Annotated in this window: 20 protein-coding genes; 5 read left to right on the plus strand and 15 right to left on the minus strand. The window is 63.9% G+C overall.

Annotation, left to right across the window (positions count from 1 at the left end):
- Positions 1-116: 116 nt before the first annotated feature.
- From AC4CS3_RS11455 to AC4CS3_RS11465, 3 genes are all read left to right on the plus strand, one after another.
- On the plus strand, positions 117-596 hold the full coding sequence (locus tag AC4CS3_RS11455; protein WP_236812396.1) for a Fur family transcriptional regulator: 480 nt from the start codon (positions 117-119) through the stop codon (positions 594-596).
- 7 nt (positions 597-603) lie between these two features.
- Positions 604-2,088 (plus strand): catalase, encoded by a 1,485-nt coding sequence (locus AC4CS3_RS11460; protein ID WP_490783572.1) that lies wholly within the window; start codon positions 604-606, stop codon positions 2,086-2,088.
- Positions 2,089-2,248: 160 nt separating this feature from the next.
- Positions 2,249-2,884 carry a DUF2461 domain-containing protein gene (locus AC4CS3_RS11465; protein ID WP_437771131.1) on the plus strand — a complete coding sequence of 212 codons (636 nt, stop codon included), beginning with the start codon at positions 2,249-2,251 and terminating at the stop codon, positions 2,882-2,884.
- Positions 2,885-2,939: 55 nt separating this feature from the next.
- Here the strand turns inward: AC4CS3_RS11465 and AC4CS3_RS11470 are convergent, their stop codons facing one another.
- The 11 genes from AC4CS3_RS11470 to AC4CS3_RS11520 form a co-directional block, all read right to left on the minus strand.
- Positions 2,940-4,493: an amino acid permease gene (locus tag AC4CS3_RS11470; RefSeq protein WP_490783573.1), complete on the minus strand. Its 1,554-nt coding sequence runs from the start codon at positions 4,491-4,493 to the stop codon at positions 2,940-2,942.
- Between the two features lie 112 nt (positions 4,494-4,605).
- Positions 4,606-5,022, minus strand: a complete 417-nt coding sequence (locus tag AC4CS3_RS11475; protein WP_490783574.1) for a DUF779 domain-containing protein — start codon at positions 5,020-5,022, stop codon at positions 4,606-4,608.
- Positions 5,022-6,044, minus strand: a complete 1,023-nt coding sequence (gene adhP, locus AC4CS3_RS11480; protein ID WP_490783575.1) for an alcohol dehydrogenase AdhP — start codon at positions 6,042-6,044, stop codon at positions 5,022-5,024. The genes AC4CS3_RS11475 and adhP overlap by 1 nt, the downstream gene beginning before the upstream one ends.
- A gap of 117 nt (positions 6,045-6,161) precedes the next feature.
- Positions 6,162-7,685, minus strand: coding sequence for an acetaldehyde dehydrogenase ExaC (exaC, locus tag AC4CS3_RS11485; RefSeq protein ID WP_490783576.1), 1,524 nt, complete (start codon positions 7,683-7,685; stop codon positions 6,162-6,164).
- A 132-nt stretch (positions 7,686-7,817) separates the two neighbouring features.
- On the minus strand, positions 7,818-8,429 hold the full coding sequence (locus AC4CS3_RS11490; protein ID WP_490783577.1) for a hypothetical protein: 612 nt from the start codon (positions 8,427-8,429) through the stop codon (positions 7,818-7,820).
- A gap of 83 nt (positions 8,430-8,512) precedes the next feature.
- The gene (locus AC4CS3_RS11495; protein ID WP_490783578.1) at positions 8,513-9,877 is read right to left on the minus strand and encodes a GAF domain-containing protein; all 1,365 of its coding nucleotides are present in this window, start codon (positions 9,875-9,877) and stop codon (positions 8,513-8,515) included.
- A 62-nt stretch (positions 9,878-9,939) separates the two neighbouring features.
- Complete coding sequence (gene eda / locus AC4CS3_RS11500; RefSeq protein WP_490783579.1) at positions 9,940-10,572, minus strand: bifunctional 4-hydroxy-2-oxoglutarate aldolase/2-dehydro-3-deoxy-phosphogluconate aldolase; 633 nt, start codon at positions 10,570-10,572, stop codon at positions 9,940-9,942.
- Positions 10,565-11,506 carry a PfkB family carbohydrate kinase gene (locus tag AC4CS3_RS11505; RefSeq protein ID WP_490783740.1) on the minus strand — a complete coding sequence of 314 codons (942 nt, stop codon included), beginning with the start codon at positions 11,504-11,506 and terminating at the stop codon, positions 10,565-10,567. The genes eda and AC4CS3_RS11505 overlap by 8 nt, the downstream gene beginning before the upstream one ends.
- A gap of 47 nt (positions 11,507-11,553) precedes the next feature.
- Positions 11,554-12,765 (minus strand): D-mannonate dehydratase ManD, encoded by a 1,212-nt coding sequence (gene manD / locus AC4CS3_RS11510; protein ID WP_490783580.1) that lies wholly within the window; start codon positions 12,763-12,765, stop codon positions 11,554-11,556.
- Between the two features lie 96 nt (positions 12,766-12,861).
- Positions 12,862-13,887 carry an L-idonate 5-dehydrogenase gene (locus AC4CS3_RS11515; protein WP_490783581.1) on the minus strand — a complete coding sequence of 342 codons (1,026 nt, stop codon included), beginning with the start codon at positions 13,885-13,887 and terminating at the stop codon, positions 12,862-12,864.
- Positions 13,884-15,290: an MFS transporter gene (locus AC4CS3_RS11520; protein WP_490783582.1), complete on the minus strand. Its 1,407-nt coding sequence runs from the start codon at positions 15,288-15,290 to the stop codon at positions 13,884-13,886. Before AC4CS3_RS11520 ends, AC4CS3_RS11515 begins: the two co-directional genes overlap by 4 nt.
- A 169-nt stretch (positions 15,291-15,459) precedes the next feature.
- Between AC4CS3_RS11520 and AC4CS3_RS11525 the strand changes: the two genes are divergently transcribed.
- Positions 15,460-16,191 (plus strand): GntR family transcriptional regulator, encoded by a 732-nt coding sequence (locus AC4CS3_RS11525; RefSeq protein ID WP_490783583.1) that lies wholly within the window; start codon positions 15,460-15,462, stop codon positions 16,189-16,191.
- Positions 16,192-16,213: 22 nt separating this feature from the next.
- On the opposite strand, the gene AC4CS3_RS11530 is transcribed toward AC4CS3_RS11525, so the two are convergent.
- The 3 genes from AC4CS3_RS11530 to AC4CS3_RS11540 form a co-directional block, all read right to left on the minus strand.
- On the minus strand, positions 16,214-16,492 hold the full coding sequence (locus AC4CS3_RS11530; protein WP_490783584.1) for a hypothetical protein: 279 nt from the start codon (positions 16,490-16,492) through the stop codon (positions 16,214-16,216).
- Between the two features lie 26 nt (positions 16,493-16,518).
- A complete protein-coding gene (locus AC4CS3_RS11535) occupies positions 16,519-17,958 on the minus strand; it encodes an amidase (RefSeq protein ID WP_490783585.1) in 1,440 nt (479 codons plus the stop codon).
- Positions 17,959-18,053: 95 nt separating this feature from the next.
- Complete coding sequence (locus AC4CS3_RS11540) at positions 18,054-19,487, minus strand: FAD-dependent oxidoreductase (RefSeq protein ID WP_441413629.1); 1,434 nt, start codon at positions 19,485-19,487, stop codon at positions 18,054-18,056.
- Between the two features lie 270 nt (positions 19,488-19,757).
- Here AC4CS3_RS11540 and rarD point away from each other — a divergent pair, with 270 nt between their 5' ends.
- Positions 19,758-20,684: an EamA family transporter RarD gene (gene rarD, locus AC4CS3_RS11545; RefSeq protein WP_490783741.1), complete on the plus strand. Its 927-nt coding sequence runs from the start codon at positions 19,758-19,760 to the stop codon at positions 20,682-20,684.
- A gap of 122 nt (positions 20,685-20,806) precedes the next feature.
- Here rarD and gabT read toward each other — a convergent pair whose 3' ends face one another.
- The gene (gene gabT, locus AC4CS3_RS11550; RefSeq protein WP_490783586.1) at positions 20,807-22,162 is read right to left on the minus strand and encodes a 4-aminobutyrate--2-oxoglutarate transaminase; all 1,356 of its coding nucleotides are present in this window, start codon (positions 22,160-22,162) and stop codon (positions 20,807-20,809) included.
- Positions 22,163-22,264: the final 102 nt, after the last annotated feature.

The following is a 22,264-nucleotide window of genomic DNA, read 5'->3' on the forward strand; positions in this document are numbered from 1 at the left end:
GCCGTCGGGCCGCGTGGCTCTGTCGCGCGCTCGAGTCCCGGCCGCCGTCGGCGGGTTCATCCGAAGTTAGCCTCACCTTATTGTGAAGTACTCATAATAAGTGCTTCAATGGGCGTATGGCAGATCACACGGCAGACCAGGAAGCGTGGGCTTCCGCCCTGCATTCCCACGGACGCCGCGTGACCAAACAGCGTCTTGCGGTCCTTGCGGCTGTTCAGCACAATCCACATTCCCCGGCCGAAGGCATCCTGGCTGCCGCGCGCAAGGATCTTCCCGAACTGACAGCGCAGTCTGTTTATGTGGTGCTGAGCGACCTCACGGACCTGCAGATGCTGCGACGCTTCGAACCGCCCCACTCTCCCGCGCTGTACGAGACTCGGGTGGGCGACAACCACCACCACGCCGTCTGCATCAGTTGCGGCCGGGTGGAGGATGTCGACTGCGCCGTAGGCCATGCCCCCTGCCTCACCCCGCACTGGGATGAGCACTCCAAACCCATGACCATCCAGATCGCAGACGTCCTGTACCAAGGCATCTGCCAGGACTGCCAGGCCAAACAACAGCTTCCTACTCAAACGCAAGTAACCACGAAATAGGAGAACGATGACCGCGAACATCTCGACCACCCAGTCGGGCGCCCCCGTCACCTCGGACGCGCATTCCCAGTCCGTTGGTGCCGATGGTGCCATCATCCTGACCGACCACTACCTGGTGGAAAAGCTCGCCCAGTTCAACCGCGAGCGCGTCCCGGAGCGTGTTGTCCACGCCAAGGGTGGCGGCGCTTTCGGTGCCTTCAAGACTTCCTCGGACGTTTCCAAGTACACCAAGGCTGCTTTCCTGCAGCCCGGTGTCGAGACGGACATGCTCATCCGCTTCTCCTCCGTTGCAGGCGAGAGCGGCTCCCCTGACACGTGGCGCGACCCCCGCGGCTTCGCCGTCAAGTTCTACACTTCCGAGGGCAACTACGACCTCGTCGGCAACAACACCCCGGTGTTCTTCATCCGCGACGGCATCAAGTTCCCCGACTTCATCCACTCCCAGAAGCGCCTCCCGGGCACCCACCTGCGCGACGCCGACATGCAGTGGGACTTCTGGACCCTCTCCCCCGAGTCCGCACACCAGGTCACCTGGCTCATGGGCGACCGCGGCCTGCCGGCTTCCTGGCGCGAAATGCAGGGCTACGGCTCGCACACCTACCAGTGGATCAACGCCGAAGGCGAGCGCTTCTGGGTCAAGTACCACTTCAAGTCCAACCAGGGCGTCAAGACCATCACGGGTGACCGGGCTGAGGAACTGGCCGGCTCGGACGCGGACTTCTACATCCGCGATCTCCAGGAAAACATTGCCGCCGGCAACTTCCCGTCCTGGGAACTGCACGTGCAGGTCATGCCTTACGAGGACGCCAAGACGTACCGCTTCAACCCGTTCGACCTCACCAAGGTGTGGCCGCACTCGGACTACCCGCTGATCCACGTTGGCACCATGGAGCTCAACAAGAACCCGGAGAACTATTTCGCGCAGATCGAGCAGGCCACCTTCGCGCCGTCGAACTTCGTTCCGGGTATCGCTGCCTCCCCGGACAAGATGCTGCAGGCCCGCATCTTCTCCTACGCTGACGCACACCGTTACCGCGTGGGCACCAACCACGCCCAGATCCCGGTGAACCAGCCGAAGAACCAGGTCAACAACTACAGCCAGGACGGCGCGGGACGTTACCTGTTCAACGCTCCTTCGGTTCCGGTCTACGCACCGAACTCCGTGGGTGGCCCGGCTGCTGTTGAGCCGCAGAACCCGGCCGGCGGCTGGGAGAACGACGGCGAGCTGACGCTCTCCGCGCACTCCCTGCACGCCGAGGACGGCGACTTCGTCCAGGCCGGCGCGCTGTACCGCGAGGTCTACGACGACGGCGCCAAGGCTCGCCTGCTGGAGACCATCACGGGCGCTGTGGGCGGCGTCAAGAGCCCCGGCATCAAGGAACGCGCCATCCAGTACTGGACCAACGTCGATGCTGAACTCGGCGCCAAGCTGCGCGCCAACCTCGGCGCAGGCGAAGGCGAGTCGGCTTCAGAGGCAGCCAACAAGCTGTAAAAACGTCAACAAACGAAGCAACCCCGCTGCGGAATCTCCGCGGCGGGGTTGCTTTTTTATACCCATGAATAGCGGGCCTGATTACCGTTCCGCGGCGGGTTTTCCACATAGCCGAGAATGTCTCTGGCTAGCTCGGCATTGTGATCCATAGGATCCTTACATGAGCACATTCACCGGGATCCCCGCAGAGGCCATCGCCTTCTATGCCGAACTTGAAGAGAACAACAACCGCGAATGGTGGTTGGCGCACAAAGACATCTACGACTCCGCCGTGAAGGAGCCATTGACGCTGTTGCTGGAGGAGCTTGAGCCGCGATTCGGGCCGGGCAAGGTTTTCCGTCCGAACCGCGATATCCGCTTCTCCCAGGACAAGTCCCCCTACAAGACGGCACAAGGAGCGTTTGCGGCGGACAAGGAGGGCGTGGGGTTCTACCTCCAGCTCAGTGCAGACGGCCTGTTGCTCGGCGGTGGATGCCACTCGCGCACCCCAGAGCAGATTGCCCGGTTCCGCGCCGCCACGGATTCGCCGGCCAGCGGCGAGGAACTGCAGAAAATCGTAGACTCCATCGCCGCCGCCGGTTTCGCAGTGGAAGGCGAGAAGCTCAAGACCGTGCCTCGCGGTTTCGACAAAGACCATCCCCGGGCCGAGCTCTTGAAGCACAAGTCGTTGTCTGCCGGGATGACTTTGGGCGAACCGGAATGGATGTCACAGCCCTCAGCCAAGGAAGAAATCGCCAAGCGTTGGGAGGTATTGCGCCCGCTCGTGGAGTGGGTCAACGAGCACGCGGCGCCTTAAACGTTGGGGTCGTTGCCGTGGCTGGGTCCGTCGGGAGCAGTGAATCCGCCGCTGTTTAGACCCTGCTGAGGCTGTCTTCGTCGTCGCCGCTCTTGTCGGAAACAGCGGCCTTCCCGGACACCGCAGCCTTCGCGGAAGCGAACTTCTCGTTCAGTCTGGAGTGGCGCTGCCCGTAGGCAAAGTAGATGGCAAGTCCGATTACCAGCCAGATGGCGAAGAAGATCCAGGTCTCCACGGCCAGGTTTGTCATCAGGTAGACGCACAGCACTGCCGAGACCACGGGAAGCACCTTGCCGAACGGAACCCGGAAAGCGGGCTTCAGATCCGGGCGCTTCTTACGCAAGACCAGGATGCCCAGGCTCACCATGACGAAGGCCGAGAGGGTACCGATGTTGATCATTTCTTCGAGAAGATCCACGTTGGTCAGACCGGCGACGATTGCCACGGCCGCGCCGCAGATGATCTGGAGGCGGACCGGCGTCGAACGCTTGTCGCTCGTCTTGGACAGCGCGCGGGGAAGCAGACCATCGCGGCTCATTGCGAGGACCACGCGGGCCAGGCCCATAAGCAGCACCATGATGACAGTGGTCAAACCGATCAGGGAGCCAAAGGCAATGACCTTGGCCGCGTCAGTGTTTCCGACCGCTTCGAAGGCCGTGGTCAGGGTGGGATTCTTCGCTTGCGCCAGCTGTGTATAGGACACCATGCCGGTCAGTGCGAGGGAGACCAGGATGTAGAGCAACGTCACGACCGCCAGGCCGCCGAAGATTCCCCGGGGCAGGGTCTTCTGCGGGTTCTTGACCTCTTCCGCGGAAGTGGCAACCACGTCGAAGCCGATGAAGGCAAAGAACACCAAGGCTGCGCCGGCAAAGATGCCCAGCGTTCCGTACTGCGCCGGGACCGCACCAGTGAGGAAGCCGAAGAGGGATTGTTTCATGACATCCGCCCCGTCGGTGCCTCCGGTAGGCTGCGATGCCGGGACGAAGGGAGTGTAGTTGGAGAACTTCACGTAAGTGAAGCCGACAACAATCACGAACAGCACCACGGCGATCTTGATCAGCGTGAAGACGTTGCCCACACGGGCGGACAGCTTGGTGCCAAGGACGAGGAGCACCGTGAAGATCGCGACAATCAGGAAAGCGCCCCAATAGAGATCCACGCCGGCGATGTTCAAGGCCGGGGCCATATCCACGCCCATGAGCGCAAACACTTTGCTCAAGTAGATGCCCCAGTACTTGGCGATCACGGCAGCAGCGGTAAACAGTTCAAGGATGAGGTTCCAACCAATGATCCAGGCAAGGACTTCACCCATGGTGGCGTAAGTGAAGACGTAGGCGGACCCAGCAACCGGGATCGCAGTAGCGAATTCGGCGTAGCACATGATGGCCAAGGCACACGTGACGGCCGCGACGGCGAAGGAGATCGTCACGGCGGGGCCGGCAAAGTTCGCAGCCGCCTTGGCCCCGACAGAGAAGATCCCGGCGCCGACTGCAACGGCAACGCCCATGATCATCAGATCCCAGGTGCTGAGGGAACGCTTGAGCTTGCGTCCGGGCTCATCGGCGTCCGCAATGGACTGCTCGATCGATTTGGTCCGGAAGAGGTTCATAGAAGAGTCCACAATCTTGATGAGGCGGTAGAAACAGACTCATCAAGAGTAGTGTCCAGCCAATGGACCCCCACATTTGTCCCGAATCGTGAGACGCAATCGCCGCCTATCTTCAGAGCTTGGGGACCTTCCAATCCATCAAGGTGGAACGGATCAGGAAGCGTTTCCCCTCAGGCGATTCCACCGAGAAGCCGCTCCCCCGGCCGTCCACTACATCCACTGTCAGATGGGTGTGGGACCAGTAATTGAACTGCTCCCGGGACATCCAGAACTCCAAGGGCTGCGCCCGTTCGGGCTCGCCGATGTCGAAAAGTCCGAGGAGAACGTCCGAATCGCCGGTGATGAATTCGCCGGCGGGGTAACACATGGGTGAGGAACCGTCGCAGCAACCACCTGACTGGTGGAACATGAGCGGACCGTGCTGCTCCCACAGCTTTCGGAGCAGTTCGATGGAAACGGCGGTGAGCGCCACCCGGGAAAAGTCTTCCCCGGGCAGCGTCACTGCGGCGTCAAGCCTGTTGTGGGGCATTAGAACCTCAGCACCACGCGGCCGTCGATCTTGGCATGCTTCATTTCGTCAAAGACCGCGTTCACCTCGGAGAGCTCCCTCGTGGACACGGTCGGGTGGATCTTGCCCTGCGCGTAGAAGTCCAGCGCTTCCTCCAGGTCCTGGCGCGTTCCCACGATCGAGCCACGGACGGTCAGGCCCTTGAGCACAATCTCGAAAATCGGCGCAGGAAAGTCTCCCGGCGGAAGCCCGTTGAAGACGATCGTCCCGCCACGCCTGGCCATGCCGATCGCCTGCCCGAACGCCGAAGGATGCACCGCCGTGACCAGGACACCATGGCAGCCCCCGGTTTCCCGCTGGATGACTTCGGCCGGATCTTCGTGCAACGCGTTGACCGTAAGCTCGGCACCGTGTTTCTTGGCGAGGGCGAGCTTGTCGTCGGCGATGTCCACCGCGGCAACCCGCAGGCCCATGGCCACCGCGTACTGGACCGCGATGTGCCCCAGGCCGCCGATGCCGGAAATGGTGACCCACTGGCCCGGCTTGGCCTCGGTCATCTTCAATCCCTTGTACACGGTGACCCCGGCGCACAGCACCGGGGCGACCTCCACCGGGTCCGAACCTGCCGGAATCCTCGCCGCGAACCGGCTCTCCACCAGCATGTACTCCCCGAAGGAGCCATCCACGCTGTAACCGGCGTTCTTCTGGGCCTCGCACAGCGTTTCCCAACCGGTCCGGCAGAACTGGCAATCGCCACAGGCAGACCAGAGCCAGGCATTGCCCACCAGATCCCCGACGGCCAGGTCGGCCACGCCCTCGCCGAGGGCCACCACTTCGCCCACGCCTTCATGGCCGGGCACGAACGGCGGTGAGGGCTTGACCGGCCAATCGCCCTCCGCGGCGTGCAGGTCCGTGTGGCACACGCCCGTGGTCATGACCCTGACCAGCGCTTCCCCCCGGCCGGGAACAGGAATGGGAAGGGACTGGATCTGAAGGTCTTTACCGAATTCAGTTACTACGGCTGCTTGCATTGTCGTCGTCATTGGCGAAATCCTTGCGTCGTTAAAGCGTTTTCTCGGGGGAGCTGCTTCCTGAGGGGTGGCCAGGGTGGGCCGGAGGGAGGGATCTGTGCTGATCCCTCCCTCCGGGTCGAATGCGGCTTAGAAGAAGCCGAGCTTGTTCTCGTTGTAGCTGACCAGCAGGTTCTTGGTCTGCTGGTAGTGGTCCAGCATCATGGCGTGGTTTTCGCGGCCGATGCCGGAGGACTTGTAGCCGCCGAACGCAGCGCCGGCGGGGTACGCGTGGTAGTTGTTGACCCACACACGGCCGGCCTGGATTTCCCGGCCTGCCCGGTAGGCGACGTTTCCGTTGCGGGACCAGACACCTGCGCCGAGTCCGTAGAGGGTGTCGTTGGCGATACCGATCGCGTCGTTATAGTCGCTGAACTTGGTCACGGACACCACGGGGCCGAAGATCTCCTCCTGGAAGATCCGCATCCGGTTGTGGCCTTCGAAGATGGTCGGCTGGACGTAGTAGCCGCCGGCGAGGTCGCCGTCGAGCTGTGCGCGGGAGCCGCCGGTGAGGACCTTGGCGCCTTCCTGCTTTCCGATGTCGATGTAGGAGAGGATCTTCTCCAGCTGGTCGTTGGAGGCCTGGGCGCCGATCTGGGTGTCGGTATCCAGCGGGTTGCCCTGGATGATCTTGTTGGTCCGGGCCACGGCGTCGGCCATAAAGGAGTCGTAGATGGTTTCCTGGACCAGGGCGCGGGAGGGGCAGGTGCAGACTTCGCCCTGGTTGAAGGCGAAGAGCGTGAAGCCTTCCTGGGCCTTGTCGTAGAACGCGTCGTTCTGCGCGGCGACGTCGTCGAAGAAGATGTTCGGGCTCTTGCCGCCCAGCTCCAGCGTCACCGGGATCAGGTTCTGGGACGCGTACTGGCTGATCAGCCGGCCTGTGGTGGTTTCGCCGGTGAAGGCGATCTTGCGGATCCGCGGGCTGGACGCGAGCGGCTTGCCGGCCTCGACGCCGAAGCCGTTGACCACGTTGAGTACGCCGGCCGGCAGCAGGTCACCGATGAGCTCCATGAGGACCAGGATGGAGGACGGCGTCTGCTCGGCGGGCTTGAGGACTACGGCGTTACCGGCAGCCAGGGCCGGAGCGAGCTTCCAGACGGCCATCAGGATGGGGAAGTTCCACGGGATGATCTGACCCACCACACCGAGCGGTTCGTGGTAGTGGTAGGCGGTGGTGTCCTCGTCCAGCTGGGACAGCCGGCCTTCCTGGGCGCGCACGGCGGAGGCGAAGTAGCGGAAGTGGTCCGCCGCGAGCGGGATGTCCGCATTAAGGGTTTCGCGGATCGGCTTGCCGTTATCCCAGGACTCGGCGACGGCCAACATTTCGAGGTTCTCGTCGATCCGGTCGGCGATTTTGTTCAGGATGGCGGCGCGCTCGGCAACGGAGGTCTTGCCCCAGGACGGTGCGATCTTGTGGGCGGCGTCCAGTGCCAGCTCAATGTCCTCGGCCGTGCCCCGGGCAACCTCGCAGAAGGCCTTCCCGGTCACCGGGGTGATGTTCTCGAAGTACTGCCCCTTGACGGGGGCAACCCATTCGCCGCCGATCCAGTTCTCGTAACGGTCCTTGAACGTGACCTTCGAACCCTCGGCACCTGGCTGTGCATAAACAGTCATTGCTAGCTCCTTTGCTCCGCATGATGGTGGCTTTGCTATGGCTTCAGCGTAGGAGCGGGGAGGTTGCAAGCAGGTTGCAACGTTGTGGTTCAGATCACTTCGGGGCGGTACTCACCTGTCTTAACGGGGAAGCTAGAGACCCGCAGGGAAATTGTAGGAACTGGGCACCGGCGAGGGTGCGGCACCAAAGGAGAGCACTACCTCGTCGTGGGCCTTGAGAACCACGTCAGACACCGGCGCAGTCTGCTTTGCGCCGTTCACGTAGGCGGTCCAGCCGCCGGTCCCGCTGTGCGGTGCTCCGGTGGCGTCCTTACCGTCCAGGACTCCCCATTCTCGGAGGACCTGGCCCAGCGTGTACTTCAGTCCGGCCGTGGGCGCTTCGATGTGGATGACGCCGGACGTGTCGTGGGTGTGCAGCGCCGAGATTCCGTTGGGCTGCCCGTCGGCCCCGAAACTGAAGCCGATCTCCGCCGGGACCGTGACGGCCTTGCCATCAACAAGGACGTCCAGATGGGCGTGATAGTGCTCGGCTGTGCCTTCGGCGGTCAGGATATCCAGGCCTGCGGACTTGATTCTCTGTGCCCCCGCGGCTGGATCGAGTTCCCAACCGGCGGCGGCAGCTGTGGTGGCCGCTGCCGAAGACGTTGTCGATGTGGGCGCCGTCTGGGCGGGTGCCCCGCAGGCTGTGGCTCCGGCAAGGAGTCCGGACACGGTCAGGGCAACGGCGAGGCGTTTGTTCAACACGGAGGAAGCTTCTTTCGTTTGGCTCGGTTCTACGATACGGGCCGAAACTCCGTATTTCCCGAATGCCACACGAGGGTCCTCCGTCAGGCCGACAGTTCGCTTTCCAGGCGTTCAAGCTCGGCGACGACGGCGGCCCGCTTGGGCGAGCGCGGCGGCAGGAGCTTGAGGGCGGCAAGCCGGACGTCGACGTCGTTCTTCGCCTCGGGTAGGCCCGCATACTTGAGCAGCGCCTCGGCACTGCCGTCGTTGAGGACCGCCTCGCGCAGGAGCGCCGAGACCTTCTCGCGGAGCTCCACAATGCCGGGCGCTTCCGAATGCGGAAGGACGGCGCCTTTGTAGATCTCCAAGGCGATGCGGTGGGCGCCCCTCTGCAGGCAGGAGAGAACCTGGGCAGCATCCTGACCGAGGTCGATCGGGAGCCGGTAGGGGCGGGATTCCGGGACCGCAGCGGGATCGATCTCGTGGAGTACCTTGCGCAGGCGCACCATTTCGGCCCGGAGAGTGACAGTGAATCCATCGCCCGGATACAGGGCCAAGGCGAGCTCCTCGGCACTGAGCCCCTCGGGACGGGTGCCCAGCAACGCCAGAATCTCGCTGTGCCTTGCGGAAAGCGGAATACTGCGCCCTCCTATGCTCAAGAGCGCCTGGTCTCTGCCCAATAGCTGGAGGCTGTTCCGGTACAGGCCCGTGCCCTGCGGCGAGCCACCAGCAGAAGACGAGTTTCGGCGTCGGGCTGGCGTTGAGCGCTTGGTCGCCGCGAGCTGTAGCCTTTCCACGCGCAATTGGGCCTGCGCCGCGGCCACCGTCGCTTCAACGAGGGAAAGGGTGTGGGGTGCGACGGCGGCTTCCGTGCCGGTGATGTCGACGACCCCAAGGAGGGCTCCGGAGTCAGGGTCGTGGAAGGGCACCGCCGTGCAGCTCCACGGGTGGACGGAGCGTTTGTAGTGCTCGGCGCCGGAGATCTGGATGCCGCGGCCCAAGGCGAGCGCCGTGCCGGGCGCACTCGTGCCGACCGCGGCTTCGGACCAGTCCGCGCCTGCCACGAACATCATCCCTTCGGCGCGGCGCCGCATCGCGGGATTTCCATCCACCCAGAGCAGGCGTCCGAGCTCGTCCCCCACGGCGACCAACAGCCCGCTCTCATAGCTGGGCTGGATGAGGAGCTTCTGGATGACGGGCATGATGGTGGCGAGCGGGTGTTGCCGGCGGTATTCCTCAAGCTCGTCGAGATCCATGGCCACGGGAGCTTCGGGCTGGTCCGGGTTCGCCTTGAGCTGCGCGGATCGCTGCCAGGATTCCTTGATCAGGCGGCGCAAACCGGGAAGCTCCGTGGCCTCGGGAAGCCCATAGCGCCACGTATCAATTTGCTCATGTCCAGCGCGGGCATGGCGCTGCAACAGCTCGGCGACGTCGTTGACCGAAGCTGCCGGATGGATCGGATTCTTCATCGAACTCCCAAAACCGGACGCAGCACAGTACAGGCCAGTCTAGTTGCGACGCAGGAGTTTGCCTATGGCGAGACGCCGAGGGCGGCTGCCTGTTGAGCGAGCTCGGTGATGAGTTTCCAGTCGCCGTTTTCGATGGCGTTGCGGGGTGTCAGCCAGCTGCCTCCGACGCAGGAGACATTCGGCAGCCTCAGGTAGTCGGGTGCCGATGCCGGGCTGATGCCGCCTGTAGGACAGAACTGCACATGCGGGATGGGAGCTCCGATGGCAGCCACATAGGCGGGTCCGCCGGCCGGACCTGCCGGGAAGAACTTCATAGCCTGAAGTCCCTGCTCCAGCACCGCCATGACTTCCCCGACCGTGGCAACTCCGGGGAGTATCGGAACTTCAAGGGTGAGCATGTGCGCCAGCAGGGCGGGCGTGACACCCGGGCTGACGAGGAACTGCGCGCCGGCATCCACCGCCGCATCGGCCTGTCCGGGTGCGAGGACTGTTCCCGCCCCAAGCAGGATCTCCGGCACTTCCTCTGCGATGAGTTTGAGCGACTCAAGGGCGCTGTCCGTGCGGAGGGTCAGCTCGATGATCCGGACCCCGCCGTCGGCGAGGGCGCGGGCCACCGGCACGGCGTGGCGTGGATCATCGATCGTGACGACGGGAATAACAGGGGAAACCCTCAGGATATGAGTGGCATCAGCCATGGTGGATCTCGTTTCTCAGGCCGTCCAGCCTGTGGTTGTCGATGATGCTGTGCGCCCGGGTCTGCTCAAACGTCGGGACGCATCCGGTGCCACCTTTGCCGCCCACCACAAGGGAAGCGGCCGCGGCACCGTAGCGGGCCGCCGTCGAAAGCGTGTCGCCGAGCACCATCCGGGCGGTCATCGTTCCCACGAAGGCGTCCCCGGCACCGGTCTGGTCCACGACGACGGGTGCCGGTAGCGCGTCAACCCAAAGCGAACCGGCGGCGCTGCCCAGCTGGATGCCTTCAGCTCCGCATGTCACCGCGACGTTCACGGCGCCGAGGCGCCGAAGCTTTTCCACAGCTTCCTCCGCGGATGCGCAGCTAAGGAGCGCCCTCGTTTCCCCCGGGAATGAGGGGGTCACGAGGAACGCCTGGGGCGCAAGTTCGGAGAGGTCCGCCGTCGCAGCCTCCTCGGACGTCAGCCGCGGCCGGAAATTGGGGTCGAAGACAAAGCGGGGCGAAAGCCCTGCGGCCTTGAGAACGGCGGCGCGCGATGTACTCGAAATAGCGCAAGCGATCCCGCCCGCCACCACGGCACCGGCGGCCGAAAACACGGCGGGATCGACGTCGTCGGGGCCTAGCGTGGATCCAACGCTGCCGCGGCGGGCGTAGGAGAATTCCCGTTGGCCTTCGGGGTCGCAATGCACCAGGTACATGCCCTGCTGTCCCGGCCTGAACTTCAGGAGCTCCGTGGAAATGCCCAGTTCCCCGACTCTGGCGGCAATCGCTTGCCCGAGCTCGTCGTCGCTCAATACGGACAGCAGTCCCACACGGGCGCCGGCCGCGGCGGCTGAAGCCGCGACATTCAGCGCGTCCCCGGAGATGCCGAGCTGCGCCGGTACGCCGTGTCCGACGGGGACATCCGTGGCGATCTCAAGGAGGATTTCACCCATCACGACCACGTCGAACGGCTGCCGTTGGAGGGCTTCAATCACCGTGTTCACCAGTCGTGCACCGACCCGTCGAGGCGGCGGTTGATAGGCAAGTACTTCGGGTCGAAAGGAAACGTCAGCGCTGCCTCTTCGTCGAATTCCACCCCGAGGCCGGGAGCGTCGCCGGGGTGCATGTAGCCGTCATTGAAAGTGTAGGACGTCTTGAACACCTCGCCTGCTGGATCCCGGTGGCCCATGTATTCCTGGATGCCGAAGTTCGGAATGCCCATGTCCACGTGAAGCGCCGCAGCGAACGAGACCGGCGAAAGATCGCCGGCACCATGCGAACCCGAGCGGACGCCGTAAAGGTCGGCAAGGGAGAAGATCCGCCGCAGGTGCGTGATGCCGCCAGCGTGTGAAACCGAGGTGCGGATGTAGTCGATGAGGCGTTCCGTGATGAGCTGCTGGCAATCCCAGATGGAGTTGAATACCTCCCCGACGGCGATTGGCGTCGTCGTGTGCTGGCGGATCAGCCTGAACGCGGATTGGTCCTCTGCCGGGGTCGGATCCTCGATCCAGAACGGACGGTACTGCTCCAGCGAGGCACCCAGCCTGCCGGCCTCAATGGGCGTGAGCCGGTGATGCACATCGTGCAGGACATGGACGCCGTAGCCGAACTGCTCCCGGACATGTGCCATCATCTTCGGCGCAAAATCCAGGTAGGCCGTGGTCTCCCACGTGTCTTCCTGAGGGACGTTACCGCTCGCCGGCTCGTAGGTCTTCCCGTCCACAGGCGCGATCCCGTACGTCTTTTCCAGCCCGGGAACCGCCGCCTGGGCACGGATGGCCTTGTAGCCGAGATCAAGGTGATGCTGGAAGTCGGCGTCGAGCTCCTCAAGGCTGGATCCACTCGCGTGACCGTAGACCATGACGCCTTCACGGGCCGCGCCGCCCAGGAGCTCATAGACGGGCATACCGGCAGCCTTGCCCTTGATGTCCCAAAGCGCGACGTCTATAGCGGCGATCGCGGTCATGGTCACCGGGCCGCGGCGCCAGTACGCGCCCTTGTAGAAGTACTGCCAGGTGTCCTCGATACGGCGTGCGTCGCGGCCGATCAGCAGCGGGCAGAGGTGCTCGGACAGATAGGACGCCACGGCCAGCTCGCGGCCGTTGAGCGTGGCGTCGCCGATGCCGGTGATGCCGTCCTCGGTTTCAATAACGAGCGTGACGTAATTTCGTCCCGGGGACGAAACCACCACCCGTGCGTCGGTGATCTTCACTGCTTGGTCCTTCAAGTAGGTGGCAGTACATGTCTTTTTGAGCCGTCAAAACGACACCTACTGCGAGTTAGTTGGGTTGCTTAAAAATTGCTTGACTTAGCTCAGCTGGAGCATGACTTTGCTGCTGCCGGATGTCGGGTCTGTGGCAACCCTCATGGCTTCGGCGGCCTGGTCGATGGCAAATTTGTGCGTGATCACGGGTGAAACATCCAGGCCGTTGGCCATGGCGAGCAGCGCGTCGCTGATTTCGTCCACGAAACGGTACGAGCCGATCCACGTGATTTCACGCGTCACCAGATCACCAATGGCCGAGAGGCTCGGGGCGCCCGGAAGGTTGCCCACCTGGACAATGGTTCCGCCGCGCGCGGTGGCTTTGAGGACGCTGCCGAGGACTCCGGGAATACCTGAGGCCTCTAGAACCAGTTCGACGTCGTCGGGAAGCGCGCCGCCATTTGCGACATTGCGCACTTCGTCGGCCCCCATGGCCTTCGCGATCCGCAGCGAGGCGTCGTTAATGTCTGCCGCGATGACGGTCCTGGCGCCCGCGTACTTGGCTGCCGCAATCACCAACGAACCGATCGGACCTGCACCGTTCACCAGGACGTCCCGCCCGGCGAGTGATCCCGCCCTGCTGACAGCGTGCATGGCAACGGCGAGCGGTTCAGCGAGCGCACCGCGCAACGTGTCGACGCCGTCGGGGAGGGACCGGAGTTGAGATGCCCGGACGCGCTTCCGTTCGCTGAAGCCACCGTCCGTGTGCGGATCAAAGGCGGCCGAACCGAAGTACCGGATACGCGAATACAGGTTGGTGCGGCCGGCCAAACGCTCCGGCAGGACGCCATCGCCCACCAGTTCCGCGGGATGTACCGTGACGGGCTGGCCGATGTCGAAATTCTCGACGCCGGCGCCCAGCTGGGCGATGCGGCCGGCAACCTCGTGGCCCAAGATGAGCGGCGATTTCAGCGTCGCTGTTCCTGACGCACCGTGCTTCCAATAGGACAGATCGGAGCCGCAGATTCCGCCCCACTCGACGTCAAGAACCACTTCTCCGGGCCCTGCTACGGGATCCGGCCGCTCGTCGATGCGGAGGTCGTTTGCTCCGTGGACCACTACCGCTTTCATACGGCGTCTTCCAGGAGGACCATGTCACGGCCGCGGACTTCCGGTCCGACGGCTGCAGAAACCAAGGTAATCAGCGAGTAGCCGATGAGCATCGCGGCCAGCGGCCACCATTGACCGGTGACAGCCGTCAGGGTTGCAGCCAGCAGCGGACCGATGGCGGTGGCGAGGATGCCGCCGATTTCCTTGGCCAACGCCAGCTGGGTGAAGCGGGTGCGGGCTCCAAAGAACTCGGCCATGGTGACGCTCTCCATCGAGAAGAGGCTGAGAACGCCTAGGTTAAGACCAATGACCATGCCCGTCGTGATGATGGCGGGGTTTCCGCTGGTGACCATCAGCATCATGGGGATCGCGAACAGGGCGCTCAAGGCGCTGATGGCCAGGTACAGAGGCCTGCGTCCGAAGCGGTCGCCCAGGAGACCGATCAGCGGGATAGTGACGAAACCCAGAAGGGAACCATAGACGATGGCCGTGGTGCCTACGGTCTTGTCGACCAGAAGCACCGTAGCGAGGTATCCGACCAGGAACGTTTGGACGAGGCCGGAGTTGCCCGCTTGGCCAAAGCGCAGACCAAGCGCGATGAGGAAGGCCTTGCCCTTGCGTTGGTGGAGGGCGGCTTCGATGGTGCTGGTTGCCTTTTTGCTGTCCTTGGCTTCGCGGACAACGTCCTGCTTGGAGAGGATGTCTTGCTTGGAGAGGGCCACTCCGTCAACGACGTCGGCACGCTCCTCGAACACCGGGCTTTCCTTGAGGGAGCGGCGAATCCACACCGCGAAGATCATCAGCACGAAGCTGGCAAGGAACGGGATGCGCCAGCCCCAACTGAGCAATTGGTCTTGGGGAAGAGCTGCAACGAGGATCGCCCAGAGCGCTGAAGCGCCCAGGGTTCCGGAGTTGGTCCCGAGGCACACCAAGGAGGAAATCAGGCCGCGACGGCGGGCGGAGGCATATTCGGTGAGCATGACCGTTGCCCCGGCAATTTCGGCGCCGGCGCCAAAACCCTGGATGAGGCGCAGTGCGACGAGAAGGATCGGCGCCCAAATACCGATCATCCCGTACGTGGGAAGCACGCCGATCAGGGTGGTGGATGCACCCATGAGTGCGATGGTGATGAACAGGACTTTCTTGCGGCCGATCCGGTCACCCATGCGGCCGAAATAGATGGCACCGACGAGGCGGGCCACATATCCGACGCCGTAGGTCGCCATTGCGGCGATCAAGCCGATGACCGGGCTGACGTCCGGGAAGAAGATCTTGTTGAAGACGATGGCCGCTGCTAGCGAGTAGAGCTGGAAGTCCATGAATTCCATGGCCGTACCGAGCCATCCGGAAACGGCAACCTTCGCGAGGTCGCCCGTGCTCCTGGTAGTTGGCTTGACGGCGGGTGGGGCAAAGCTCTCGGTCATCAATTGCTCCTTTGCAGGCGATGAAAAGCGAAATGGAGAGTTCTCGGGTGGGAATGCCGGCCTTGATAATGCCCTCGAAGCGAGGCCTCAAGAAGATGGGTTCGGCTGATTTATTACTACCATACAAGCACTACCATTCTAGTCTGTCAATGGATATTAGACTGGACCTGTGGCTACGAATAAACCAGTAAGTGAACAGGCGCCCCGGCTTTCGGTGCGTGACCGGACCCTGGACACCCTCCGGCGTCGAATCATCTCGCTCGAGCTGCGGCCCGGTGAGCCTCTGTCCGAAAATGAACTGGCCCAGGAGCTAGGGGTCAGCAGGACCCCGGTCAGGGAAAGCCTGATTCTGCTGCGCGAAGAAGGCTTGGTTCAGGTCTTCCCGCAGATCGGTTCGTTCGTCTCCCTGGTGGATCTCGGCAGGGTCGCCGAAGCCCAGTTCGTCAGGGAAGCCATCGAGTGCGCTTCCCTGGTTGACGCCGTGGTTGATCACGACGGGATTGAGGGGCTCCGCGAAATCCTCACGGACCAACGAGGTGCCGAGGCCGCCGGCGATATAGACGAATTTTTCAGGCTGGACGAGGACTTCCACCGCGAATTGCTCCGCCTCGCAGGCCACGAAACAGCATGGACGGCAGTCAATTCAGCCAAGGCTCATTTGGACCGTGCACGACGGCTGAGCCTCATCGACACCCGGCCGATCTCCACCTTGATCGAGCAGCACACCGCCATCGTGGACGCGCTGGAGGCCAGCGATCCCGCCGGCGCCGACAATTCGCTGCGGATCCACTTGCGAGGCGTATTCGACGACGTCAAGCGCATCCAGGCCGCCACCCCCGAACTGTTCTCCGACGGCACCGCGCCGCGCCCGATCCGCCGGAGCATCGCCCGGCTGACCTAGGGGTTGGCTTCTGCAACACCGCTCACTCCGGGTGGAATTCGTACGATTCGACCTCGCCCAGCGCTTCGATCCGGGGTTCGGGCAGTCCAACTTCCGCGACGAGTTCCGCGAAACTGTGGCCCCCGCTGAAGCGATCGAACGTTGCCCTATCCGGGCAGGTGTCGTAGACCGAGATGCCGCCCTCGGTGGAAAGACATACATGGATCTTCAACGCGCCGGGCGGCAGGAGGCCCACCATGCGCTTGTGGCCTTCCAGCAGTTGAGCGGGATCCCCGTCGAAATGGTAGACGCCCATGAACATTGCTTCTCTCCTGTCTTACTTCAGCTTCAGTGCCGGGCCGCCAACGCCCGCGCGAGGGCTTCGGGTTTGCGGCCCGCCCAGGGTGCGGCCTTCTCGAGCTGGCCCGCCAGGCGAAAGAGCGTGGCCTCGTCCCCGAAACGGCCAAGGAAGGACATGCCCACCGGCAGGCCGGCCGAGTCGGCTCCGAGTGGCACCGACATGGCGGGGTTGCCCGAGAGGTTGGCATACTCGCCGTCGAACATGAGAAAGCGGCCGGCTTCGCGCTCGCCGCGCAACGGTTCTTCCTCGGTTCCACGCAGCGTTCCCAGGGGCAACGGGGGCCAGCCGACCGTGGGTGTCATCCAGACGTCGAATTCCTCGAAGAATCCAGCCAGGCGGCGGCTGAAGCGCTGCAATTCCTCCATGCCGAGGAGGTACTGGCCACCTGTCACAGCCCGCGAGCGCTCGAAGTCGGCTGCGGTGAACGGCTCGATCTCACCGGCTTCCGGCGGCCTGCCCATCCGCTGCGTCCAGTACGCCTCTATCCACGCGATCGCGCCACCATAGACAGCCCTGACCGCCCGGTGTCCGGCCCGTCCCAGGCCCTCGGGGTGCGCTTCGGTGACACTGTGGCCCAGCCCGGCGAGCAATTCCACGGTTTCCTCGAACACCCGCACGTAGTCCGTATGCACTTGTTGCCCCGAGTTGGGAGTCGCGGTTGCGGCGATGCGGAGCTTTCCAGGAACAGTGCCGGCCTCAAGCAGGAAGGGCCGGGCCTGGGGCGGCGCCCAGTATGGGTCACCTGGAGATGACCCGGCTGTGGCGTCAAGGAGAGCCGCCGAATCGCGCACGCTCCGCGTCAGCGCGTGTTCCACCGCGAAGCCCCCGGCCACGTCGCCATACTCGGGGCCCATGGGAACCCGACCGCGCGTCGGCTTGAACCCGAAAACCCCGCACCAAGCAGCCGGGTAGCGCAGGGATCCGCCAAGATCGTTTCCGTGCGCCATGGGGACCATTCCTGAGGCGACGGCGGCGGCGGACCCGCCGCTGGAGCCGCTCGTGGAAAGCGCCAGGTCCCAAGGGTTTCGGGTGGCACCATGCAAGGCCGGCTCGCAGTGGGGGCTGAGCCCGAATTCCGGAGTGTTGGTCTTCCCGAGGATCGCAAGTCCGGCTTTGCGGTACCGCCGCGCAAGCTCCTGGTCCTGGCTTGAGACGTTGTCCTTCAACCAGCGGGAGCCTTCGTTGAAGCGCGCTCCGGCGATCTCGAGGGACAGGTCCTTCACCAGGAAGGGAACCCCGGGAAACGGCGCGTCAGAAGCCGGGCCTTCTGTCCCGGGTTCCAAGTGCGCGACGATGCAATGCAGGACCGGATCGATCTGCCGGATACGATCCCGGCCGGCGTCGAGCAGTTCGCCCGGCGAAATCGCACCGCTCCGCACCAGTTCTGCCTGCCCGACGGCGTCAGTCCAGCGGAGCTCCTCATCCATGGCTCATTTTAGGCCTCCGGCGGACGAGGGAGTTAGTCCCGAGCCGCTAGGCTCAGGGCGCGGACCGCTGCGGGCCGAGGCTCGAACCGCTGCCGTTACGCGCGAGAGACCTCGATCATGTCCTCGCGCGGAACCACCTTGATGCGTTCGCGTACGACTCCGGCCTTCGGGTTTTCTGCGGTCCATTCGGCGCCGAGGGCTACTTCGTGCGCATCGAGCTTGTTCCAGCCTTCCCACGTGGTGTACTCGATGCCCCGCTCTTCCAGGAGGTTGATGATTGCCTGCGGGTCTGGGTTTTCGGCCGGGGGCAGCGTGAGGCGGTCCTCCAGGAGGCAGCCAATGGTCTCCAGCGCGTCGCCCTTGGTGTGCCCGATCAGGCCGACAGGTCCGCGCTTGATCCAGCCCGTGGCGTAGATACCGGGTACCGGTTTGCCGTCGGCGCCCAGCACCCGTCCGCCGTCGTTCGGAATGACGCCGCGGCGGGCGTCGTACTCAAGCTCGTCCAGCGGGGAACCGTGGTAGCCGATGGCGCGGTAAACGGCCTGGATCGGATAGTCCACGAACTCGCCGGTGCCCTTGACGTTGCCCGTGCCGTCCAGCTGCATGCGCTCGAACTTGATGCTGGAGACTTTCCCGGAGCCGTCCTCGGAAACGATCTCCACCGGGCTGTGCAGGAAATGCAGGTGCAGGCGGCGGGACGACGGCTGCTCGGCTTCGGCATGTTCCTCGACGAGCCAGTTGGTCAGCGTGTTGACCATGGTCTTGATCTGGTTGTTGCTGCGGATGGCCTCGTCTGAGGCTTCGTCAAACTCGAAGTCTTCCGGGTAGAGCACAATGTCGACGTCGTTGGAGTGCGAGAGCTCGCGCAGTTCCAGCGGAGTGAACTTGATCTGGGCGGGGCCTCGGCGTCCGAAGACGTGGACGTCGGTGACCGGAGAGGCCTTGAGGGCGGCATAGACGTTGTCCGGGATTTCGGTCACCAGGAGGTCATCTGCGTGCTTGGAGAGCATGCGGGCCACGTCGAGCGCGACGTTGCCGTTGCCGATGACCGCTACTTCCTTGGCATCCAGCGGCCATTCACGGGGCACGTCGGGGTGTCCGTCATACCAGGAGACGAAGTCGGCTCCGCCGAAGGAGCCTTCCAGCTCGATGCCCGGGATGTTCAGGTCCGCGTCCTTGATGGCGCCGGTAGAGAAGATCACCGCGTCGTAGAAGGAACGGAAGTCATGCAGCGTGAGGTCGCGGCCGTACGTCACGTTGCCGAGGAAGCGAATGTCTCCGCGGTCCAGTACCTTGTGGAGCGCGTTGACAATGCCCTTGATACGGGGGTGGTCCGGCGCCACGCCATAGCGGATCAGGCCGTACGGCGCGGGGTATGCCTCGAAAAGGTCAATGCTGACCTCGACGTCGCCGTCCTTGACCTCGTTCGATTTGGTCAGGATATCCGCGGCGTACACGCCGGCCGGTCCTGCGCCGACAATAGCGACGCGCAGTGGACGTTTTGAGGTGGTTTCGGCCGAGTTGGACACCGTGAACCCTTCTGAGACAGGAATCCGCCCCGCGTGGTGGGGCGCGCAGTTTCCAATTCTAGTTCTCACTTGTGGCCGGAGTGTCAGTACGTGGCGGGAGGTGACACAACTGGGCGAGGAAGCTCACATTAACTTTCCGGCCGTACGGTCAGGAATACCCTCGCAAAATGTGATGTTGTTGACTTTGTGTCTACGCCCGAGCAAACCGTGCCTGCCCAGTCCGCCAACACCGCGCCGAATGCTTCGGCTGCAGCTTCCGCCGCCGCTGCCATGGCAAAGAAGGAGACGACGGCGGGTGTTGTGTTCGGTATCGGGGCGTACGGTCTGTGGGGGCTGCTCCCGCTCTACTTCGTGGTGTTGCAACCCGCCGGAGCCGTGGAAATCGTCGCCAACCGAGTGGTGTGGTCGCTCATTTTCTGCGCCCTGCTCATCACCATCACCCGGACATGGCGACTCCTCGGCAATGCCTTCAGGGACCGGGCCGTCCTTGGACCGCTCGCCATTGCCGCCGGGCTGATCGCCATCAACTGGCTGACCTACACCTTCGGCGTCACAACCGGGCACGCGGTCGAAGCTTCGCTCGGCTACTTCATCAACCCGCTCGTGTCTGTACTCCTTGGGGTGTGCGTCCTGAAGGAAACGCTTCGCCCGCTCCAGTGGGCCGCCGTCGTGATCGGCTTCATCGCCGTCGGCGTTTTGACGGTTTCCTATGGCAAGCTGCCGTGGATCGCTTTGGTCCTGGCGTTCAGCTTTGGACTCTACGGCTTCGTGAAGAAACGCGTAGGGCCGAAGGTCAACGCCATCACGAGCCTCACCGTGGAAACCGTGGTCCTCGCGCCGATCGCCGGCGCCACCATCATTGTCCTCGGCCTCACGGGTGCCGGGACTCTGGGCAGCAACGGCCCGGGCCACTTCTGGTTGCTGGCGGCTTCGGGCATCATCACCGCCGTGCCGCTCCTGTTCTTTGGTGCCTCCGCGCGCCGCTTGCCCATGACCACCATCGGCCTCCTGCAATACTTCGCGCCTGTCCTCCAGTTCGTCGTGGCTTTGGCGGTCCTTCACGAGACCATGACACCGGACCGCTGGGTGGGCTTCGGAATCGTGTGGCTGGCGCTGCTGCTCCTGACCCTCGACATGCTGCGTACGGCACGCAAGAACTCGGTCATCAGGAAAAGCGCTCGGCTCAGGGCGGCCTAGACAGCTTCCCTACGCCCGCACCCACGGGGGACATGCCCCCCGTTAAACGCCAAGGATGGACATAGTCACACTATGTCCATCCTTGGCGCGTAGAGGTGGGCATGTCCACCTGGAGGTTGTGGCTAAGCGTTGGCCTTGATGGCCGCTGCCAGGACCTCGAGGCCGTCCAGGAGCAGCTCGTCGCTGATGACCAGCGGCGGCAGCAGACGGATCACGTTGCCGTAGGTGCCGCAGGTCAGGATGATGACGCCTTCCTGGAGGCACGCGGCGGCAACAGCCTTGGTCAGTTCCGCGTTCGGTTCCTTGGAGCCGGCCTGGACCAGTTCGATCGCCAGCATGGCACCTCGTCCACGGACGTCGCCAATGACCGCAACTTCCGAAGCCAGCTCACGCAAGCGGCCGAGTGCGACGTCCTCGATGTGGCGTGCGCGGGCGTTGAGGTCGTGCTGTTCCATGGTGCCGATGGCAGCAAGAGCTGCAGCACAAGCGACCGGGTTGCCACCGTAGGTGCCGCCGAGGCCGCCCGGGTGGACGGCGTCGAGCAGGTCTGCGCGGCCGGTGATCGCGGACAGCGGGAGGCCGCCGGCAATGCCCTTGGCCATGGTGATGATGTCCGGGACAACACCCTCGTGGTTGACGGCGAACCATTCACCCGTGCGGCAGAAACCGGACTGGACCTCGTCTGCGATGAAGACGATGCCCTTTTCCTTGGCCCATGCGGACAGTGCCGGCAGGAAGCCTTCGGCGGGAACAATGAAGCCGCCCTCGCCCTGGATCGGTTCGATGATGATCGCGGCAACCTGCTCGCCGCCGATCTGCTTCTCGATCATCGTGATCGCGCGCTTGGCGGCCTCGGCACCGGTGATCTCCGGGTTTTCCTCGCGGAACGGGTAGCTCATCGGCATGCGGTAGACCTCGGGCGCGAACGGGCCGAAGTTGGTCTTGTACGGCATGGCCTTGGCGGTGAGTGCCATAGTCAGGTTGGTGCGGCCGTGGTAGGCGTGGTCGAAGGCGACGACGGCGTCACGGCCGGTTGCCAGGCGTGCCACCTTGACCGCGTTCTCCACTGCTTCGGCACCGGAGTTGAAAAGCACGGTGCGCTTCTCGTGGTCGCCCGGGGTGAGGCGGTTCAGCTGCTCGGCGACGGCGACATAGCCCTCGTACGGCGTGACCATGAAACAGGTGTGCGTGAAGTGCGCTGCAGCGTCCTGGACGGCGGCGACGACGGCGGGGTCCGAGGCGCCCACGCTGGTGACAGCGATGCCTGAGCCGAGGTCGATGAAGGAGTTGCCGTCGACGTCGCGGATGATGCCGCCGTCGGCGTCCTCAACGTAAACGGGCACGCCTGAGGACACACCGGCCGCGACGACGGCCGCGCGGCGCTCGTTCAGGGCCTGGGACTTGGGGCCGGGGAAGGCGCCGTTGATGCTGCGCTTCTGGTCCAGGCGGTAAGTGATTTCATGTGCTGTTGCGGTCATGATGGTTCTTTCTTTCTTACTTTTGCGTGCCGTGTGTAGGGTGCCGTGGGGCCACGCCGGCAGGGTTTCCCTGGCCGAAGCGGAGCGAGGTTAGGGTGCCGG

It is taken from the genome of Arthrobacter sp. SE2, from assembly GCF_058244265.1.

Bases quoted from the DNA above. Each gene is read 5' to 3' on its own strand.
- rarD (WP_490783741.1), top strand. From the start codon at position 19,758: ATGGCAAAGAAGGAGACGACGGCGGGTGTTGTGTTCGGTATCGGGGCG.
- AC4CS3_RS11535 (WP_490783585.1), bottom strand. From the start codon at position 17,958: ATGGATGAGGAGCTCCGCTGGACTGACGCCGTCGGGCAGGCAGAACTG.
- AC4CS3_RS11465 (WP_437771131.1), top strand. From the start codon at position 2,249: ATGAGCACATTCACCGGGATCCCCGCAGAGGCCATCGCCTTCTATGCC.
- AC4CS3_RS11470 (WP_490783573.1), bottom strand. From the start codon at position 4,493: ATGAACCTCTTCCGGACCAAATCGATCGAGCAGTCCATTGCGGACGCC.
- eda (WP_490783579.1), bottom strand. From the start codon at position 10,572: ATGGCTGATGCCACTCATATCCTGAGGGTTTCCCCTGTTATTCCCGTC.
- AC4CS3_RS11520 (WP_490783582.1), bottom strand. From the start codon at position 15,290: ATGACCGAGAGCTTTGCCCCACCCGCCGTCAAGCCAACTACCAGGAGC.
- AC4CS3_RS11475 (WP_490783574.1), bottom strand. From the start codon at position 5,022: ATGCCCCACAACAGGCTTGACGCCGCAGTGACGCTGCCCGGGGAAGAC.
- AC4CS3_RS11455 (WP_236812396.1), top strand. From the start codon at position 117: ATGGCAGATCACACGGCAGACCAGGAAGCGTGGGCTTCCGCCCTGCAT.
- gabT (WP_490783586.1), bottom strand. From the start codon at position 22,162: ATGACCGCAACAGCACATGAAATCACTTACCGCCTGGACCAGAAGCGC.
- adhP (WP_490783575.1), bottom strand. From the start codon at position 6,044: ATGACGACGACAATGCAAGCAGCCGTAGTAACTGAATTCGGTAAAGAC.
- exaC (WP_490783576.1), bottom strand. From the start codon at position 7,685: ATGACTGTTTATGCACAGCCAGGTGCCGAGGGTTCGAAGGTCACGTTC.
- AC4CS3_RS11495 (WP_490783578.1), bottom strand. From the start codon at position 9,877: ATGAAGAATCCGATCCATCCGGCAGCTTCGGTCAACGACGTCGCCGAG.
- AC4CS3_RS11505 (WP_490783740.1), bottom strand. From the start codon at position 11,506: ATGGGTGAAATCCTCCTTGAGATCGCCACGGATGTCCCCGTCGGACAC.
- AC4CS3_RS11460 (WP_490783572.1), top strand. From the start codon at position 604: ATGACCGCGAACATCTCGACCACCCAGTCGGGCGCCCCCGTCACCTCG.
- AC4CS3_RS11515 (WP_490783581.1), bottom strand. From the start codon at position 13,887: ATGAAAGCGGTAGTGGTCCACGGAGCAAACGACCTCCGCATCGACGAG.
- AC4CS3_RS11530 (WP_490783584.1), bottom strand. From the start codon at position 16,492: ATGTTCATGGGCGTCTACCATTTCGACGGGGATCCCGCTCAACTGCTG.